Origin of the sequence: Planococcus sp. APC 3906 (assembly GCF_030407685.1) — a bacterium.
GTDB classification, from domain to species: Bacteria; Bacillota; Bacilli; order Bacillales_A; family Planococcaceae; genus Planococcus; species Planococcus koreensis.
Genome location: NZ_JASDCW010000007.1, coordinates 103,574 through 122,276, shown reverse-complemented (window position 1 = coordinate 122,276; position 18,703 = coordinate 103,574). Strand labels below are relative to the sequence as shown.

Genomic DNA, 18,703 nt, shown 5'->3' with positions numbered 1-18,703 from the left:
TCTGTTTCTAAAAAATATACATATTTTTGAACAAAAGTCTGCTAATATGACTAAAGAAATTAATAAAAATTTAGGGGGAACATTACAATCTTATGAAAAACTTGTTCATGAAGGTTAGTTTATTTCTCGTCGCAATCGTCTTAGTGATCTCTTCCATCGGCTTAAGCCCCGCATCTGCTGCAGTTCCATTTAAAGATATCCTGTCTACTGACAAGGAAATCATCTACTTGTACGACAGAGGCATGATCAAAGGAACCTCCGCTACTACTTTCAGCCCTGACGCCTCGGTGACGCGCGAACAGGCAGCGGTGATGATCGGCCGCGCATTCAATTTTAACAGCACTCCAAGAAAAACTTCGTTTACCGATGTGAAATCATCTTCTTACAGTTCCGGCTATATCCAAGAGGCCGTTAATAGAGGCATCATCACTGGCTACGGCGACGGCACATTCAAACCGCTTCAAACAATGACACGCGGCGAAATGGCATTTTTACTAAGCCGCGCATTTAATTTGACCAAGACAGGAAATGTCTTCTTCACAGACATCAAAGTCGATACAGCTTCTACCAGCCTTTACACAGCTGTCAACAAAATCGCTACTTTCGGTATTTCAAACGGAACTGGCACAGGCACTTACGCGCCGAACGAAGACTTGAACAGAAGACAGTTCGCAGCATTCCTGGCACGCGGACTTAACCCGAACTACCGGGTCGTTTTCCAGAACGCTTCAATTGATACATTATATGTAACAGTCGACAGCTTGAATGTCCGCACTGGACCAAGCACAGGCTATACAGCAGTAGGGAAATTGAACACTGGCGCTAAATTCACGGTTTACGGCTATAACGGCGTTTGGGCATACGGCACAAGCGGCACGATTTCAGGCTACGTCCATTCAAGCTACCTCTCAAAAGCAGTTGTATCTGCTGAGAAAAGATACATCGCGATCGATGCAGGCCACGGCGGCACTGATCCAGGCGCAGTTGCAAACGGCTTGCGTGAAAAAGACGTCAACCTTGATATTGCAAAACGCGTACAAGCTTACCTTAAGACAAAAGGCATTTCCGTATACATGACACGTTCGACTGATACGACGATCGCCTTGGACCAACGCGTGCCATTAGCTGTGAAGAGCGGCGCAAACGCATTCGTCAGCATCCATGCGAATTCAGCAACACCTGCAGCTAGCGGTTCTGAAACATTCTATTCAGCAGCACTTGACGAAAACGCAATCCACAGCAAGCAATTGGCAACATTCATCCAGAACAGATTGTATAAAGCGATGTCCCATAATAACCGTGGCGTTAAAGAAGCACCTTACCTGGTACTCCGCACAAATCCGATGCCAGCCGCTTTAGTGGAACTCGGATTCCTGACAAATAGCTCAGACGCTTATAAATTATCAACTGTGTATTATAAAGACCGCGCAGCAAGCGACATCGCAAGCGGAATCGACGATTACTACAAATGGAAAGCGAATAACTAATCAAAAAAAACGGGCATTCAAGCCCGCTTTTTTTTGATTTAAGCTATAATTACAAGAAAGCCTATAGCAATTGGAGGGACCCCCTTGAAAAAATTATTGATGTTTTCCGCTGCATTGTTGGCCGTAAGCGTAATGGATTATGCCCCGGCAGAAGCCTCCGATTCCAAAACTGAATCTGAAAAAATGATCATATCTTTCAATGGCGAAATCGATTATAAATTCCTTGAAGAAGCCGGAGCCGAAGTCCACGAAGAATTCGATTCGATTTCTGCGGTGTCGGCCACATTCCCGGACGGCCTTCCCGCTACGGCTGCAGACGCACATTCTTCTATAGAATATATTGAAGAAAACCAAAGCGTAAAAGCTGCTGCACAAAAAGCGAGCTGGGGCTACTCGTTGATCCGGGCCAATAAAGCAACCAGCCTCGGCTATACCGGCAAAGGCGTGAAAATCGCCATCATCGATTCCGGCATCAATATTAAGCACCCGGACCTGAAAATCGCCGGCGGCATTTCAAAAGTTCCTGATCGCTCCGCTTATTCGGATATAAAAGGACATGGCACACATGTCGCAGGCATCATCGGCGCACAGAACAACGACATCGGGACCATCGGAATCGCACCGGATTCACTCATTTATTCGGTGAAAGTCTTGAATGATATCGGCGTCGGTGACCTCGATGACGTCATTGCCGGCGTACAATGGGCGATCGATCAAAAAGTGGATATTATCAATATGAGCTTAACTACTGCAGGTGACAGTGAAGCGCTGAAGGATGTACTGAATAAAGCATATGACAAGGGCATCATCATCGTTGCCGCTTCCGGAAATTATAACCCTGAGCTCCAAAAGACTCCTTCCAATGTTTTGTTCCCGGCGCGCTATTCTTCTGTCATCGCCGTCGGTTCCATTTCCCAGCAGAATAGGCTGTCCTATTTTTCCCATTCTGGCCCTGCCCAGGAACTGGTCGCTCCGGGTGAAGGAATCGTCAGCACGTTCGTCAATGCGAAAACAACGACACAAGATGATTACTCAAGCTCTGAAGGAACGTCGGTCGCAACTCCGTTTGCAGCCGGCACGTTCGCCCAGTATATGGAAGCTTATCCACATCTGAGCAACATCCAATTGCGCGCAACAGTCGCACGCGCTGCACTGGACCTCGGGACAGCCGGAAAAGATATCCGCTACGGCCACGGCATGGTCCGTTCGCTTGCGACGGCCGCTGCGCTTTTCCCGGATATGAAGCGCGACCAATGGTATACAGCCCCTATCCAGTCTGTTTTTGACCGCGGCATCATCAAAGGCTTCCCGGATGGCACTTTCCGCCCGGGTAGCTCGATCACACGCGCCGAAGCCGCCACCATCATTGGACGCGCATCAAACTGGACGCCTGATACCACAGTCCAGCGCTTTACCGACGTGCCGAAGTCGCTTTACTCTGCCGGTTATATCAATAAAGCCTACGACCTCGGCTACATCAAAGGCACATCCGACACTAAATTCAGCCCGGATGCGCCGATCAAGCGCGCTGACCTTGTGCTAATTCTTCAGCGCATCTACGCTTTCCAAAGCAGCCAAAGCCACACTTTTGAAGACGTATCGCCTGAGGCTTATTACTTCAAGGCCATCGAAGCTGCTTACGATAATGGCTTGCTGACTGGTTATGATGACGATACGATCCGTCCAGAAAACCCGATTACACGTGCGGAAAGTTCGAAGCTACTGGATGCTGTATTAAAATAAATCTTCTATATAATGCATAAAAGATGCGGCGCGAAATTGCGCCGCATCTTTTTCTATTCAGAAACCTTAAATTTCGTTCGAGAAAGACCCTTGCCGCTCCTTAAAAGGGTCAAATCGAATTTAACAGGAGTTATTTCAGACTTAACAGGCATTGGCTGACAATCAACATGCATTGATGGACCGTTAACATGACTTGTCCGGATTTTGACCGGCACTAGCCAAAATCGGCTCGCTTTATTTCAATTTCAATAACTCAATGTGAAAAGGCGCATTTTCCCATTTGCAAAATGCACCTGTGCATCATTTCTAACCCATAGAAAAAAGATACGGCGCATGCGCACCGTATCTCTTTTCTATTTCAGCCGAGTTGTACGACTTCTCTTTAGTTGCCGATGGCGCGGTAAATGAATGCTGCAAGTTCAGCGCGTTTCGCGCTTGCATCCGGCTTGAAGCTGCCGTCGTCGTAACCTGTCGCAAGATTGCTTGAAGCGACTTTGATGACGGATGATTCAGCCCAATGGCCGCTGATGTCATTGAATTTAACAGTAGTATTTGTCGCTTTCATCGCAAATGCGCGTGTCAGCATAGCGCTGATTTCAGCACGGGTGACTAGTGCAGTCGGCTCGAAATAGCCGTTTCCGCGCCCGTCGATGATTCCAGCATTTTTAGCTACATTGATATAGCCGTTTGCCCAATATGCAGAAGAGACATCTTTGAACGAAGTGCCGTTGACCGGTTTAAGGCCAAGCGCCTTAGCGATCATTGTTGCCGCTTCCGCGCGGTTCACCGGATTTTCCGGTTTGAAAATGCTGACATCGTATCCGTTGATGATGCCTTTCGAGCTTAAGCTTTTGATTTCATTGACAGCCCAATGGCCTGTTGAAACATCGTAGTACTGCCCAACCGGCAATGCCGGTTTTGGCGCCGCTACTGGTGTAGTCGTCGTTTCCCTAACGCTGCTGTAGCGCTTTGCTGCTACATAACGCGGTGCCCAGTAAGGGTTTGTGTTCAAGCTTTCAACTGCAATCCCTTTGCTTGATGTTGCAGAGACGAAGTTACCGTTGCCCACGTAAATTCCTGAGTGGGAGATTCTCGTATTGCCTGGCTGTGCGACGAAAAATACCAGGTCGCCAGGCTTCAGATTGCTTTTGGAAATGGACGTACCGACTTTTTGCTGATCCGCTGACACTCGCGGAATGGAAATTCCGAAATTATTGAAAACATATTGCAGATAACCTGAGCAGTCAAATCCTGATGGAGTTGTACCGCCCCACTTATATGGGACACCCTTAAATTTCAACGCATATTCGACTAATGCATTCGGTGTTACTGTTCCACTGGCTTCGGCTTCATTTGACATGAACGGACTTGCTGTAAAAACCATCACAGCTATCATCATAACTATTAAACGTTTTTTCAATTGGACACCTCTGTAAGTTTGTGGATTCAAGATGCTGATCAAACACCGAATCGTCTATTTTTAGCACTAGTTCTTATTACTCTTCTGAGTTTATCAGATAAATGTACTAAACTACGTTACATTTATGTTACAAATGTACATTTTAGCTCTATTATATGTTTATCTTTAGGAGGTAAGGGTATTAAAGGGTTTTTATGCTTTTTGCTGGAAAATAAAACCTTTAATTATTACAGAATTATTTCTTCCAATTATTGTTTTTTTATAAACAGAAAAAAGGCTCAATCCATTTTGGGATTGAGCCTTTCGGCAGTTTTGCATCTTTTGTTTTTCCAAAGCAGCCAGATTCCTAAAAACAATGCTGCCCCGAACATATCCAGGAGAACATCGTGGACAGTCGGCGTCCGGCCACCCGTCAGCGATTGATGGTATTCATCGACAAAAGCGATGGCAGAAGCGACGGCAAAAGCGATCCATACTTTCGGTTTCGGCAGCATATTCAGCACCGCCAGCGCGATGAGCCCAAAGATAAGCACATGGGACGCTTTTCGGATCACGAATTCGATAAATGCGTAATAGCCTCTTTCTTCAACAGAAACCGTCGTTCCCCAATAAGGAATTTGGAAGAGGCTCAGAAAGCCCTTGAATGGCTCAGATGGCAAATATCGCTGCAGCGCCGGGATAAGCGTCTGCTGTTCATAGGTCTGGCCTGACGAAATAAAGAGTATGGCAAATAAAATAAGGAATATCAGTAATTTTTTCATAAAAAGATTATATCACGGACCCAGCTGTAAAACTTATGGAAATTCACCAGATTGGGAAAAAGCTTTTTCACTGTGCCCGTTTACCACATTATCTCGTTAACATGCACTATTTTGGCGTTAACATGACGAAGCTGCGAGTTGTCATGATATGCGGATGATTTAACATGACCAAAGTTCCCGTTCACATGATCTATTCCGACTTTAACCCGCACTAGCAGAAACGCGCCTCTCCACGATCTTAATTCAAAAACATAAATGGAAAAGCCATTCGCATCTGGCGAACGGCTCCTTCTCAAGCACTTGCGCATTTAGCCCAGGCGAAATGCATCCATCTGTGGTTTTAAGCAACTTGTTCCCGCGTTAACATGGACTAAATCGGCGTTAACAGGAACTAGCGGGAAGTTAACAGGATGTGCGGGAGTTTCAACATGAACTAACCAGCTATCAACATGAACTGTTTCGACTTTAACCCGCACTAGCAAAACAGTCATCCTTCTGCCGCCAAAATACTCCATATCAAAAGCCCTCCGCATAATGCAGAGGGCTCATTCAAGTTCGAATGCATTCTTTAACGTTAATTGTCCCGGCTGTGCTCGCCCCAACAATCCGTGCCTTTCAGGCCGGGGATGTTCTTGGCGAAGAATTCGGGATTCTTGCCTTCTTTGCGCTGAGCGGTGTAATCGCCGAGCACTTTGAAGGCGATTTTGCCGAGTGCTGCGATGACGACCAGATTAAGCACGGCCATGATGCCCATGAACAAATCCGCCATGTTCCAAACGAGCGACACTTTAGCGAGAGCTCCGAACATGACCATTCCGAGCACGCCGACGCGGTAAGCAGTCAGCCATGCGCTATGCGCGTTGATGAATTCGATGTTCGTTTCGCCGTAATAATAATTGCCGACAATCGAGCTGAACGCGAAAAACAGTATGGCGAATGCCAGGAAATATGGAGCCCAGTCGCCGACATGGACGCCAAGCGACGCCTGTGTCAACAAAATGCCTTCCTGCTCGCCCGTTTTATAGACGCCAGCCAGAATAATGATGAACGCTGTCGCCGAACAGATGATGATGGTATCGAAAAATACCCCAAGGCTCTGCACAAGCCCCTGCTTCGCTGGATGCGAAACGTTGGCTGACGCGGCAGCGTTCGGCACCGAACCCATACCTGCTTCGTTCGAGAACAAACCGCGGCGTACGCCTTGCATGATGGCCGCACCGATTGCGCCCCCTGCCGCTTCTTCCAAACCGAATGCGCTTTTCACGATCAATGTGAAGACAGCTGGAACTTCCGTGATATTGATGATGACGACCCACAATGCCACTAATATGTATAGGACTGCCATAACAGGAACCAGCACTTGCGTAACTCGTGCAATGCGTTTGACGCCGCCGAAGATGATCAGCGCCGTCAGCACAACAAGCGCTAAGCCCACAACCCATTCCGGCATATTGAAGACGTCGCCGAATGATTGGGCAATTGTGTTCGATTGAACGGAGTTGAAAATAAAGCCGAAAACAATCGTCAACAGAATCGCAAAGACCACTCCCAGCTTTCTTCTGCCAAGCGCTTTTTGCATATAATAAGCCGGGCCGCCGCGGAATTGTTCGCCGTCACGCACTTTATAGACTTGCGCAAGCGTACTTTCAATGAAAGCCGTTGCCATACCGATTAACGCAACGACCCACATCCAGAACACGGCACCCGGGCCGCCGATGGCAATTGCCAGCGCAACTCCGGTGATGTTGCCTGTCCCCACGCGTGAAGCGGTCGAGATGGTAAAGGCCTGGAACGCCGAAACGCCTGCTTCGCCGTCTTTCTTTTCCGAAATGACGCGGAACATTTCTCCGAATAATCGAATCTGCACAAAATTGGTGCGCACAGTAAAATAGACGCCGAGTCCGAGGAGCAGGGCGATCAGAATATAAGTCCATAATAAATTATTGCCTTCGTCGACGAGCCACGTCAACGCATCTAAAATAGCATCCATAAAAAAGCTCCCTTGTAATAACTAGATTTATCTTTCATTACCCTAAATGTTCTTTAAAAAACCTGGCCTGCCGAATTTACAGCAGGCCAACCTTTAACTATTTCTTAATGTCTCAGCCAGCACGCGCGCGCCGATGTCGAGCGCAGCGTGATTGAACGCCATGTCCGGATGATGGAGCCCCGGAGCGAGATCCGCCCCGATGCCAAGCATCGCCGCTTTCAATTCCGGCTTTTTGATCGTGTAAAAATGAAAATCATCGGCGCCGGTCGTATCGAGCGGCGGCGCTGTGTTGGCATCTCCAATAACGGAACGGATGGCGGCATCTGCGATATCTTTCGCTTCTTCCGACACTTCCGCCGCCGGCGTGTAATCATCCCATTGCCAATCGATCGAGATGCCGTAAAGCCCGGCAATCGATTTGAGACCTTCGTCGATGCGGCTTCTCAGCTCACCCATAACCCGATTTGACTGCGCACGGACATCAAGCGCGAAAGTGGCACTTCCAGGAATAATGTTCAGCGAATCGCCCCCCGCCTGGATATTCGTCAGCTTCGCCGAATACGACTCGAACGGAGAAAAATAAATCGACTTGATGAATTGGTGGATGGCTGCAATCACATCAATCGCGTTCTTGCCTTGGTGCGGGCGCGCGCCGTGCGCATCGACGCCGGTGACTTTCCCTTTCAGGAAAATACCCGATCCGTGATGGATTGCAGGCGCCGCTTGGCCGTGCGGCAATTCTTCGATTGGCCGCAAATGGACGCCGTATAAATGCGTGGCATCTTCCAATGCACCGTGTTCAATCATCGCCAGCGAACCGTTGCCTTTTTCCTCCGCCGGCTGGAAAATGAAACGAATACGTTTCGTCAGGGTTTCATCTTTCAAGTACAAGAGCGCTCCCAGCACCATCGCCATATTGGCGTCATGGCCGCATGAATGGTTGGCTTGCACCTTGCCGTTCACTTCCTGCCACAGCGCATCGATGTCGGCGCGCACTGCAACGACCCGCTCGCCTTCCCCGATTTCCGCAAACAATCCTGTTACGCCATCAAATGTCCGGTGTGCGATGCCGAGCTCCGCCATGATGGACGCAAGCTTTTCAGTAGTCCCTGTTTCCTTCCAGCTCACTTCCGGATGGGCATGGAAATAATTGAACCATTCGTTGATTTTTGTTTCAATGGCCATGAAGTGTTCGGCCCCCTTCTACTGTACAGGACATGATCGTCAGCTTATGCAGCTGCTTTTCGTCGACTTCGATTCCAAGCCCCGGCTTGTCCGACAGCATGACGTACGGCAATTGGAAGTCCAGGTCGCCGATCTCTTCGGAAAATAAAAGCGGCCCTGTCAATTCGGCCGTCTGGATATTGCGGCGCGACATGACCGCGTGGTAACCGGCTGCAGAGCCGACCGACGATTCCACCATCGAACCGATCTGCGCGATGATGCCTGCGCCTTCCGCTGCTTTTGCCATTTGCACCGCTGGGAAAATGCCGCCTGATTTCATTAGCTTGATGTTGATGTAATCCGCTGCTTCCAAACGGATAATTTCGAGGACGTCTTCCATCGTCTGCACCGACTCATCCGCCATGATCGGCGTCGCCGTTTTTCTGCGGACGTCTGCCAGGCCGCGGATATCGCCCATGCGGATCGGCTGTTCAATCCAAGTAAGGCCTGCGCCATCAAGTTGGTTGATCACTTGGATTGCGTGCCCGGCTGTTTTCCAGCCTTGATTGACATCGATGCGGATCGGCATGTCCGGCCCGACCGCTTCGCGCACCGCGTAAATGCGTTTGATGTCCATCGCCGAGTCAGGGCCGCCCACTTTCAGCTTCAAACTGCTGAAGCCCTGCTCCATCGCAAGCTTCGCTTTTTGCGCCATGATTTCCGGTGCTTCGATGCTCAGCACTTTCGGATATTGCAGGTTGTCGTGCGCCTGTCCGCCGATCATGTTATAAACCGGCTGCCCCGATGCTTTGCCCATCAGGTCGTAGCATGCGATGTCGATCGCCGCTTTTGCTGCTGGGTTGCGGGCGATTTCCGAATTCATGAGAAAATGAATCTTTTCAATATCGAACGGGTTCTGCCCGATGACTGCCGGCACCAACACATTCTTCAGAATTTCATAAGTGCCGTTCACTTGCTCGCCCGTCACGTGCTCATCCGGAACTGCCTCGCCGTAGCCGACAAGCCCCGTATCCGTTTCCAATTTCACGATTACTGCCGCCATATGCGGATACGTCGCATACGAAATGATGAACGGTTCCTTGAGCGGAAACTCCACCACATAAATTTCAGCCTTCACGATCTTCATCAACCATTCCCCCTACTATGTATATACAATCCAATTGTACATGATTGCGGAGGCGTTTTGCGAGAAGGTTCTTGAGTTAACGCCGTAAACTTGGCGTTAACATGAACTAAATTGAAGTTAACATGAACCGCCGATGATTCAACATGACCTAAGCAGCCGTTAACATGAAGTGTTTCGAATTTAACCGGCATTCGCTCAAAATCGACGGCCAAGCTCTCCATATGAAAAGCCCTCCGCAATTGCGGAGGGCTCCAATACTTCACATGCGCATTCCGCACGGCGCGGAATGCAATAAGACGTGATTTTATTTGCTGACAAAGATCACACTGTGCTTTTCACAGGAATCGATAAAATCATCTCTTCAAGCAGCAACGGCATTTCTTCGAATGTGTTTTTGATGTGCAGCCGCTCGGTGCGCTTGTGGGCGTCTTTGCCGAACGGACCGACGTTGAGCACCGGCGCATCGAGTTCTTTCATCGCCTGGAACGGGATGCTGTAGGAATCGCCGTAGACCGGTGTGTTTTTTTCGTAGGTCACGAAGCTGTCTTCTTTATCGCCGTAATTGACGTAGCTGAGGTCCGAGATGCCGTTGAAGTAATGGATCTGCTGAAGCTCCAAGCCGAATTTTTCCTTGGCGTTGTTGGTGACTTGTTCGACGCAATGTTTGACGAGTTCATCGTCGGATGAGTTGACTGCTGGGTAATACGGCGGCGCGTAGAGCAAGACGCATGCCGGCGTCAGTTCCTGGCAATTGATGAGCAGGACGTCGGCGACGTGCATTGATTTTTCGCGCACATCCCATTCCGGATGCATCATCGTGTCAATCAATGCGCGGTCGATGTATTCACGGCCGAACTTTTTGATGGCATAGCGCTTGAGGTCGCGGAAGCGCATGACGCGGATGTCACCGACCGGTTCGATGTCTTCCCGTTTGCACATTTTTAGGTAATCGCTTGTGCAATGATCCATCGCTTCAATCGCGATTTTCTCGAACTGGGCGAACACTTCGTCAGCGTTCTTTTCCATCAGGAACACGTTGTACATCGCACTCGTGCGGTAAGGCGTCTGCGCGGAATACTCCAGTTTCATGTCTTTTTGCATGAGCGTCACCGGCAACGGCGTCGTTTCGCCGTATACCGTTTCCTTGAAGTTTTCATTCCATTCCATGCGGTGCGTCAGGTAGGTCGAAATATAGCTCGACGTGATGCCTGACAAGGGTTCACCGACATGGGTCTCTTTGCCGTAGAACAGCGCAGCCGGCATGATTTTGCCGATCGAGCCGGTGTAAAGGTAATGCCCGGTGTCGCCCGGTTTTTGCGCAAAGACAGGCTCGCCGTTCAAGAACAGCGTATATTCAAGGCCGAATTCGTGCTCAAGGTCGAGCAGTTTCGATACGCCGTAGCGCATCCCAGCCGAGTTGACTTCTTCGTCCGGCACGGACATCAGCAGCAGATTGATCGGCCATTGTTCCGTAGACGCTTTTTCGATCATCGCCATGTGCAATGCGAGCCCTGCTTTCATATCCATCGTGCCGCGGCCGAACAGGTATTCACCCGAATCCAGGTCTGCCTGCGCATCCGGGTCCAATTCATCGCGGACGCCTTTGAACGCTTCCGCCAATTCGTACGGGCTGCAGGCAAGCGGCTCCAAATCGCCGTATTCCGCTGTGCTGACAGTGTCAAAATGGCTCATCAGCACGACTGTATCGACGGCTTCCGGATGCTTGTAGAGCGCCGTAACGTTTTCGCGCTCCCAATTCACTTCGCTGAGGTGCAGATGTTCCGGGTGCTGCTGGAAATACGGCAGCTCTTCCAGTTTCTCTTTCAGCTTATACGCGAATTCGACTTCGCCTTCCGACAAGGTCATGCTTTTCCAGCCGACCATCTCTACCAATAATTCTTGCAGTTTCTCAGGTGTCCCCCATAATGAAGCCATCTAGATGTCCTCCCTTTATCGCCGCTGCGATAATGTCCAAGTGTTTTATTGTTCCAAAGTTTTAAGCCACACTCCGAGGCGCTCCATCGCGCGTTCGAGCGTCGGCATCGAATAGGCGTAGGAAATGCGCAAGAAGCCCTCGCCGTATGGTGTAAAAGCAGAGCCCGGCACAGCCGCGACTCCCCCTTCTTTCAATAAACGCGTTGCAAAGTCGAAAGATCCCATGCCGTATTTCTCGATCGACGGGAAAATATAGAACGCGCCTTTCGGTTTGACGACGTCGAGCCCCATTTCGAGCAGTTTGCCGTAGACAAAATCGCACCGCTCTTTGTAAGCGCGGTTCATTTCCTCCGGCACATCGCGGTTGTTTTTCAGCGCTTCGATCGCCGCATACTGGCTTGGCAGCGACGCGCAGACCGCATTGTACATATGCACTTTCAAGGCATGCTTCATGTATTGTTCCGGCCCCAGCAAAAAGCCCATGCGCCAGCCTGTCATCGAATGCGATTTCGACAAGCCCTGCACAAGGAACGTCCGCTCTTTGATGGCCGTGTAAGATGCGAATGAAGTATGTTCGCCTTCAAATGTATTTTCGCTGTAAATCTCATCCGTTACGACGAAGATGTCATGCAGCGCAAGCTCTTCAACGAGCGGATCCATTTGTTCTTTCGACAGCGTCACGCCAGTCGGGTTCGACGGGAAATTGAACAGCACCGCTTTGGTTTTATTCGTGATCAACGCCTTCAAATTAGCGGCTGTCGGCACGAGCCCCGTATCGGACGTGTCGAGCAGCACCGGAACACCGCCGTTCATCTCGACAATCGGGCCGTAGCCCGTGTAGCAAGGCGCCGGGATGACGACTTCATCGCCGGGAGCCAGGATGGTGCGGAATACCGCGTCAAGCGCTTCGGTTGCGCCGTTCGTGACGACGATTTCCGTCTGCGGATCGTACGTTAGGCCGTAGCGGTCTTTGAAGAAAGAAGCCGCTTCGGTGCGCAGCTCGATCAGCCCCGCGTTATGGGAATAGCCTGTCAGGTTATTGGTGATAGCGTCTTTTCCCGCCTGCTTGACCGCTTCGGGCGTCGGAAAATCCGGCTGGCCGATCGTCAAATTGATGGCATCGGGATAATCAGCCAGCTGGTTGAAAAACTGGCGGATGCCGGATATCGGAAGCGCTTCTGCGCGTGGATTCAAAGTTAAAGGCATATGTAGAAAACTCCGTTTCGTATTTGTCTTTCCTCTATTATATTGCATTCCTCAGGAAAATAAACCACTGCGGGCTGCGGAACCAAAAAAAGCGGCTCAAGAAGAGAGCCGCCTGCGCCGTTTGCGTATTAAATCCTCTGCTGCGCCTGAACCGAACAGCACGCCGATGATAATCAGCACAAGACCGAACATATGCCGGCCGGTGATCGCCTCGCCGAGAATGACGCTGGCACCAACCAGTGAAAAAAACGTATTGAGGTTCATGAAAATAGCGGCTTTTGTCGGGCCCGCCTGGCCGATCGAGTAATTATACAGCATGTGGCCGACCGCGGTACCGATGATAGCCGAAAACAGGAACGCCAGCCAGAACGTCGGCGGCACATCAAGAAACGCGCGGATTTCGCCTGGCTCCTGCACGAGCGAAATCAAGAACAGCACGAATGAGCCGATGATGAACATATACGCCGTCAGCAAACGCGGATCCATCGACCCGGCCGCTTTCGAAATGACGATATAGCTCAGGACCTGAACGAAAATCGACACGAAGACAAAGACATCGCCGATATTCATGCCCGTCGCGCCCCCGCTGCCGACAAGCACCGTTGCCGCAACTCCCGCAAGGCCGATGATGACGCCGAACCATTGCAGTTTCGACGGATATGAGCGCATGATGAGCGACACCAGCACCGCTGTCAGCATCGGACCTGTGCCGAGAATTAGTCCCGCGTTCGAACCGCTTGTGATCGCGAGCCCGCTCGACAGGAAATAATGGTGGCCCACTACATTGAGCAGCGACCCAAGGAAAATATATTTCCATTCATTTTTCTTCGGCCACCGCAGCAGCTTGACGAACGCCAAGATTACGAAAACCGAAATCCCTGCAAGCAGGATGCGGAACGCCGTCAGCGTCACCGGTTCCACGAAGCTGACCAAATATTTGACCGAGGGCAGATTGAAGCCCCACGTTAGCATGACTGCCGTTAAAATTAAGTAGATTTTCCATTGTTTCAAATGCATGTGCCTTCTTTCGCCTTACGAATTATCCACTCATTCTACGCCCTATCTGTGAAAAAGTAAATGGATGGCGGCGAAGTGCTGTGTGTGTTTCATAACAAGAAGCTTGTCCGCTATTGGGGAAATGCCGATTAAAATCGTTCGTGTTAACACAAGAACCTTCTGCCTAAAACCACAGCTGGTTGCATTTCGCCAAAGGTGAAATGCGCAAGTGCTTGAGAAGGAGCCGTTCGCCATGGCGAACGGCTTTTCCATTTAGGCTTTTGAACTTGGATCGTGGGGTGGTGCTTCTATTCTCCACTCATTTTCAGCTAGTGCTGGTTAACTTCTGAATAGTTCATGTTAACGGCGACGTAGTTCATGTTGATTATTCTGCACTTCATGTAGACTTCCAGTCAGTTCATGTTAACTCCGAATTAAGTCATGTTAGCAGGAGAACCTTCTAGCCAAAGCTGTAAATACATGCATTCCACCCGGGCGGAATGCGCCCTCCCTATAAAAGGAGCCGTCCGCGATGGCGAACGGCTCTTCTTATTAAAACTAACTCTGTAGGCACAAATGTGATTATTTCACAATTCCTGTCTCGTAATCATACGCTTTTCGTCCGATGAGCAGGCTGAATGAGACGAACGCGAGCAGTGACAGCAAGACCGGCACAGTGACGGTATGGACGCCGAACAAATTGCCGTTTGCTGCGTTGTAGAAATGCAGCGCAACGTAGCTCGTGATGCCGGTGACCATTGAAGCGATGGCGCCGTATTTATTGCTCCATTTCCAGTACAGGCCGAGGACGACCGGCCAGATGAACGCCGCTTCGAGCCCGCCGAAAGCGAACAGATTAAGGAAGATCAGCAGATCCGGCGGGTTGATTGCCAGCAGGAACACGATGGCGCCAAGCGTTCCGGTAACGCCGAACGACAGCCGCTTGATTGTTTTCAAATCAGCGTCCGGTTTGATGTAGTTCAAATAGACATCTTTGACGATCGACGAACTGACCAGGATGAGCAGCGAATCGACCGTCGACATGATGGCCGCCATCGGAGCGGCAAGAACGATGCCCGCTGCCCAGGGCGGCAGGGTTTCCAGCGCGATGAGCGGGATGACCTTGTCGCCGACTTCAATGCCCGGCAGAATCGGACGTGCAAAAACGCCGATCAAGTGCATGTTCAGCATAATGAAACCTGTGACGATTGTGCCGATGATGAGCGCGCGGTGCATCGAGCGCGCGTTTTTATAGGACATGGCGCGCACTGCAATCTGCGGCAGGCCAACAACTCCGACCCCGACGAGTATCCAGAACGACGATACGTATGCGGCACTCAAATTGCCGTCTGCGCCGAATGGTGTGACGAGGTTCGGGTTTTCATTGATCAAATCGTTCATGATGTTCGGAATGCCGCCGCCTGCGATGATGACCGCGATCAGCAGCACCAAGGTGCCGAGGAACATGACCGCCCCTTGCACCGCATCGGTCACCGCTACGGCGCGGAAGCCGCCAATGGTGACGTAGACGAGGACACTGACTGCAAAGATGAACAACGCCGTGTTATACGGCAAGCCGGTCAACGATTCCACGAGGCGCGCGCCGCCGATCCATTGCGCTGCCATTGCGGAAAACAGGAATACGATGATGCTGAACGCCGACAGCAGTACAACCCACGTGCTGCTGTAGCGGGCTTTCAAAAAGTCGATCATGGTGATGGCTTTGTAGCGGCGTGCCATGATGGCGAATTTCTTGCCGAGGATCATCAGCACGAAATAACCGGTGGCCACTTGCGTCATGGCGAGCAGCACCCAGCCGAAGCCCATTGTGTAAGCTGTGCCAGGGCCGCCGAGAAAGCTTGACGCACTGCCATAGGTCGCGACCATTGTCATCGCCAGGACAAAGCCGCCCAATTCACGGCCGCCAAGGAAATAATCGCTGATAAAGTTGGTGCTTGTCGCCAGCTTTTTGCTCGACCAATAGCCGATCGCAAAAATCACGACCAAAAACACCAGCATCGGAGTAAGGACTGCAAAATTCATCGGACATCCTCCTCTTCATCAAACGGCACTTCCACAAAGAAAAATTTCACAACGACGATGACCAGTACAACCATCAAAAGGAAGCCAACGACGCAGCTATAGAAAAACCAGTCCGGCAAGCCGAGAATATATGTATATTCCTCCACCGGGCGCGAGCCCAGCCCGTACGCAAAGCCGAACCACCAGATGAAATTGAAGATGGCGAGCCCCACCCCAATCAATGCCTCACGGTTAGCCACTTTAAAACGCCAGTCCGTCTCTTTCATTTTTCCCACTCCATTTCCTAAAACCTGCCAATGACTCCATCGTACCAATTGCACACGCCGCTGTCACCCACTTTCAAGGCATTGAAAAACCCGGAAGCGGCCGCTTCCGGGTGGGATTACCGTGCCAATAAATATTCGACATACTTGCGCCAATTGGTCGCTTTTGCAAATTCATAGTCAGGCTGTTTGCTTGGGAACGGCACGAAGATGCGCGGGGCTTTTTGGAACTCCCTCAGTTTTCGTTCATTCAAGACAATCGAACCCGACTCAATGCCATCGTTCAACACTGCCTTGCCGCCGACATCAAATCCGACGATCACTGGAGAAAGCGCGGCTTTCCCGGTTTTCGACAAGACATAAGCCGAACCGCTCGTGTCGTAGCGATCAAAAATCCACGGTTCCGGCAATGCCACTACGTCTATGGCTTCATTGATGATGATTTCAGCATTTGCGCTGCTGCCGAGCGGCAATGCCGCTTCGACTTCAGGCCCGATGCCAATCTGAACTTTATAAAAGGCAATCGGATTGGCTTGTTCAATTGGATCAAGCCCCTTATAGGCTTCCAGCCATTTCGAAGGTTCCGCCGGAATTGCGTCTACACTTAAAATGGTGCCTGGAACAGCTTGCCCCAAGCCCTCCGCTTGGACCATAACCCGGTCATCTGCCGCAACTTCATGCCATTCGTCTTCCAAGAGATAAGTCACGAATGTTTTTTCAGGCGAGTAGATTTCCACACTGAGCGGTTCTTCCGTGCGGTTGATTTTTGCGATGGTGCCTTCCGCTGGGCTGATCAACGCCGGGGTTGACGCACTTTGGTTCAATTGCGCGTTGACAACCGCCAGCTGCGAATCGATCGCTGCCAAGCGCTGTTCCGCCTGGGCGATTCCAGCTGCGTAAGAGCCGTCCTGCGGCACTTCGACGCCGACATTCAAATCGACGTTGAAGTTGACCGTGTTGCCGTCGTCGTCCGTATCGCTGGAACGGTCGGAATCGCTGCGTGATTCTGCGCCGCTATTGGACGAGCGCGCCGATTCAAGAGCCTGCAACGAACTTTGCACTTCCCCTTTTTCGGATTCCAAAGCGCTTTTTTCAGATTCCCAGACCGCGCGCTGGTCTTCCGACTCCGCTTCGTTCAGGGCTGCAAGCTCAGAACCTGCCTGCACAACATCCCCTTCTTCAACGAGCCATTGTTCGATGGCCTGTGAATCCTGGACGTAAATCTGGACAGTGGAAAGCGGTGCCGCCACTGCTTCTTTCGGCAGATTTTCTTCGTAATCGTCTGTATACGCCTGCTCGTACTCGCTGACATAGACATTTTTTGAAATGATGCTTTTTTCTCCGAATAATAACAATGCGTTAGCTGTTAAGAATGCCGTCACTGCTATGGAGAGTCCGATGAAAAAGAATTTATTCAACAGAAGGACCCCCTCTCGTGAAATCGCTGAGCATTTCGCCGAGCGGTACAAAGCTCAAAGAGGCGACTGCCAGCGCCACGACGACGTGCAGTACGATTAGCAGCAATAAAATCAGTTTCGGTGAATACGCTGTAAAACTACGGATATAGCGGTATTGGACCGCGATGATCAAAGATGTGAATAGCGTCAATTGGTTAAAGAAGTAGATGAGGAACGGGATGCCGATAAACGTGGCAGCCAGCGGTCCGAACGAGAACAGCGACACCGGCATCGTGTAGCCGGCCAGCGCAAAAATCAGGAACGTCAGCGTTTTTTCAACGACCAGCAATCCCAGCACGTAGGTCTGCATGACGATTACCGCGCGCCACGGCATTTTCAGGAATTTCCAGAACAAAAAAGCGGTTCCATATGAATGGAATGCCAAATAGATACCGGCCCAGATCAACGTGCCGGCGAGTGAAGCCCAGCGCGCTAATGTGTATTCCGCCCATTGGCCCTGCGCCAAATAAGGCGTCAGCGAGGCTGTGTTCATGCCCCAGATTTCACGCAGCGCAAAAACCAGTATGCCGAATGCAATGATCCAGCCCAGGCGTTTATTGAATTGGCGCATTTCGCCATTTTGTAAGTTATGTATCAATTCACCCTGTCGGACGAAATAATGCCAGAATCTAAAATCAAATATCATGCTGTGGGATTCCTTTCAACGCCAGTAGTGGTTTTGCTTTCTTTATTTTACCAAAAAAGCCGATGCTTTGAAACTTTAATAATGCCAGAACTTTCAAATCACTGCCTTTCGGCCAATAAAAAACCGCAGGCAACTCGAATCTTGCGAGTTTGCCTGCGGCCTGATTCCCGCCTTGCTGCGGGATTTAAACGATTTTGTATTTCTTATGGGAGATTACGGTCATGTTTGATGCCGCACCAATTTCTTTAGCGTCTTCTGGTGAAATTTCAACAATCACCGAGTTGTCCATAATTTTAAAAATGGTTCCATTAACTTCCACGCCATTGCGTGTGAAAGAAATCCATTCGCCAATTCTACGGGCTGCTACAAATTCCGATACTTCTTTTTCATGCGGTTGAAATGCCATCGTCATCCACGCCTCTCTGTTTATAGAAACAATATCTAG

Annotated in this window: 16 protein-coding genes; 2 read left to right on the top strand and 14 right to left on the bottom strand. The window is 50.3% G+C overall.

Annotation, left to right across the window (positions count from 1 at the left end):
* Window positions 1-92: 92 nt before the first annotated feature.
* Both QMA09_RS06510 and QMA09_RS06505 read left to right on the top strand, forming a co-directional pair.
* On the top strand, window positions 93-1,487 hold the full coding sequence (locus tag QMA09_RS06510) for an N-acetylmuramoyl-L-alanine amidase (RefSeq protein WP_290212490.1): 1,395 nt from the start codon (window positions 93-95) through the stop codon (window positions 1,485-1,487).
* Between the two features lie 84 nt (window positions 1,488-1,571).
* A complete protein-coding gene (locus QMA09_RS06505; protein WP_290212489.1) occupies window positions 1,572-3,230 on the top strand; it encodes a S8 family peptidase in 1,659 nt (552 codons plus the stop codon).
* A 382-nt stretch (window positions 3,231-3,612) separates the two neighbouring features.
* Here QMA09_RS06505 and QMA09_RS06500 read toward each other — a convergent pair whose 3' ends face one another.
* The 14 genes from QMA09_RS06500 to QMA09_RS06435 form a co-directional block, all read right to left on the bottom strand.
* A complete protein-coding gene (locus QMA09_RS06500; RefSeq protein WP_290212488.1) occupies window positions 3,613-4,650 on the bottom strand; it encodes a C40 family peptidase in 1,038 nt (345 codons plus the stop codon).
* 278 nt (window positions 4,651-4,928) lie between these two features.
* Complete coding sequence (locus QMA09_RS06495) at window positions 4,929-5,411, bottom strand: VanZ family protein (protein ID WP_290212487.1); 483 nt, start codon at window positions 5,409-5,411, stop codon at window positions 4,929-4,931.
* Between the two features lie 308 nt (window positions 5,412-5,719).
* Window positions 5,720-5,926, bottom strand: coding sequence for a hypothetical protein (locus QMA09_RS06490; protein ID WP_290212486.1), 207 nt, complete (start codon window positions 5,924-5,926; stop codon window positions 5,720-5,722).
* Between the two features lie 59 nt (window positions 5,927-5,985).
* Window positions 5,986-7,401, bottom strand: a complete 1,416-nt coding sequence (locus QMA09_RS06485; protein WP_290212485.1) for an alanine/glycine:cation symporter family protein — start codon at window positions 7,399-7,401, stop codon at window positions 5,986-5,988.
* A 93-nt stretch (window positions 7,402-7,494) separates the two neighbouring features.
* A complete protein-coding gene (locus tag QMA09_RS06480) occupies window positions 7,495-8,586 on the bottom strand; it encodes an amidohydrolase (protein WP_290212484.1) in 1,092 nt (363 codons plus the stop codon).
* Complete coding sequence (locus tag QMA09_RS06475) at window positions 8,576-9,712, bottom strand: mandelate racemase/muconate lactonizing enzyme family protein (protein WP_290212483.1); 1,137 nt, start codon at window positions 9,710-9,712, stop codon at window positions 8,576-8,578. Before QMA09_RS06475 ends, QMA09_RS06480 begins: the two co-directional genes overlap by 11 nt.
* Window positions 9,713-10,033: 321 nt before the next feature.
* On the bottom strand, window positions 10,034-11,647 hold the full coding sequence (locus tag QMA09_RS06470) for a M20/M25/M40 family metallo-hydrolase (RefSeq protein ID WP_290212482.1): 1,614 nt from the start codon (window positions 11,645-11,647) through the stop codon (window positions 10,034-10,036).
* 45 nt (window positions 11,648-11,692) lie between these two features.
* Window positions 11,693-12,853, bottom strand: a complete 1,161-nt coding sequence (locus QMA09_RS06465; RefSeq protein WP_290212481.1) for an aminotransferase class I/II-fold pyridoxal phosphate-dependent enzyme — start codon at window positions 12,851-12,853, stop codon at window positions 11,693-11,695.
* A 96-nt stretch (window positions 12,854-12,949) separates the two neighbouring features.
* Window positions 12,950-13,864: a DMT family transporter gene (locus QMA09_RS06460; protein WP_135501585.1), complete on the bottom strand. Its 915-nt coding sequence runs from the start codon at window positions 13,862-13,864 to the stop codon at window positions 12,950-12,952.
* A 567-nt stretch (window positions 13,865-14,431) separates the two neighbouring features.
* On the bottom strand, window positions 14,432-15,892 hold the full coding sequence (gene panF / locus QMA09_RS06455; protein WP_290212480.1) for a sodium/pantothenate symporter: 1,461 nt from the start codon (window positions 15,890-15,892) through the stop codon (window positions 14,432-14,434).
* Window positions 15,889-16,158: a YhdT family protein gene (locus QMA09_RS06450; protein ID WP_290212479.1), complete on the bottom strand. Its 270-nt coding sequence runs from the start codon at window positions 16,156-16,158 to the stop codon at window positions 15,889-15,891. Before QMA09_RS06450 ends, panF begins: the two co-directional genes overlap by 4 nt.
* A gap of 116 nt (window positions 16,159-16,274) precedes the next feature.
* Window positions 16,275-17,573 (bottom strand): efflux RND transporter periplasmic adaptor subunit, encoded by a 1,299-nt coding sequence (locus QMA09_RS06445; protein WP_290212478.1) that lies wholly within the window; start codon window positions 17,571-17,573, stop codon window positions 16,275-16,277.
* Entirely contained in the window at window positions 17,566-18,258 is a 693-nt protein-coding gene (locus tag QMA09_RS06440) for a hypothetical protein (protein ID WP_290212477.1), read from the bottom strand. The genes QMA09_RS06445 and QMA09_RS06440 overlap by 8 nt, the downstream gene beginning before the upstream one ends.
* A gap of 184 nt (window positions 18,259-18,442) precedes the next feature.
* On the bottom strand, window positions 18,443-18,664 hold the full coding sequence (locus QMA09_RS06435) for a DUF2187 family protein (RefSeq protein WP_135501577.1): 222 nt from the start codon (window positions 18,662-18,664) through the stop codon (window positions 18,443-18,445).
* Window positions 18,665-18,703 lie beyond the last annotated feature (39 nt).

Coding starts and splice junctions, on each gene's coding strand:
- QMA09_RS06450 (WP_290212479.1), bottom strand. CDS start 16,158: ATGAAAGAGACGGACTGGCGTTTTAAAGTGGCTAACCGTGAGGCATTG.
- QMA09_RS06485 (WP_290212485.1), bottom strand. CDS start 7,401: ATGGATGCTATTTTAGATGCGTTGACGTGGCTCGTCGACGAAGGCAAT.
- QMA09_RS06470 (WP_290212482.1), bottom strand. CDS start 11,647: ATGGCTTCATTATGGGGGACACCTGAGAAACTGCAAGAATTATTGGTA.
- QMA09_RS06510 (WP_290212490.1), top strand. CDS start 93: ATGAAAAACTTGTTCATGAAGGTTAGTTTATTTCTCGTCGCAATCGTC.
- QMA09_RS06440 (WP_290212477.1), bottom strand. CDS start 18,258: ATGATATTTGATTTTAGATTCTGGCATTATTTCGTCCGACAGGGTGAA.
- panF (WP_290212480.1), bottom strand. CDS start 15,892: ATGAATTTTGCAGTCCTTACTCCGATGCTGGTGTTTTTGGTCGTGATT.
- QMA09_RS06465 (WP_290212481.1), bottom strand. CDS start 12,853: ATGCCTTTAACTTTGAATCCACGCGCAGAAGCGCTTCCGATATCCGGC.
- QMA09_RS06435 (WP_135501577.1), bottom strand. CDS start 18,664: ATGGCATTTCAACCGCATGAAAAAGAAGTATCGGAATTTGTAGCAGCC.
- QMA09_RS06495 (WP_290212487.1), bottom strand. CDS start 5,411: ATGAAAAAATTACTGATATTCCTTATTTTATTTGCCATACTCTTTATT.
- QMA09_RS06490 (WP_290212486.1), bottom strand. CDS start 5,926: ATGGAGTATTTTGGCGGCAGAAGGATGACTGTTTTGCTAGTGCGGGTT.
- QMA09_RS06480 (WP_290212484.1), bottom strand. CDS start 8,586: ATGGCCATTGAAACAAAAATCAACGAATGGTTCAATTATTTCCATGCC.
- QMA09_RS06475 (WP_290212483.1), bottom strand. CDS start 9,712: ATGAAGATCGTGAAGGCTGAAATTTATGTGGTGGAGTTTCCGCTCAAG.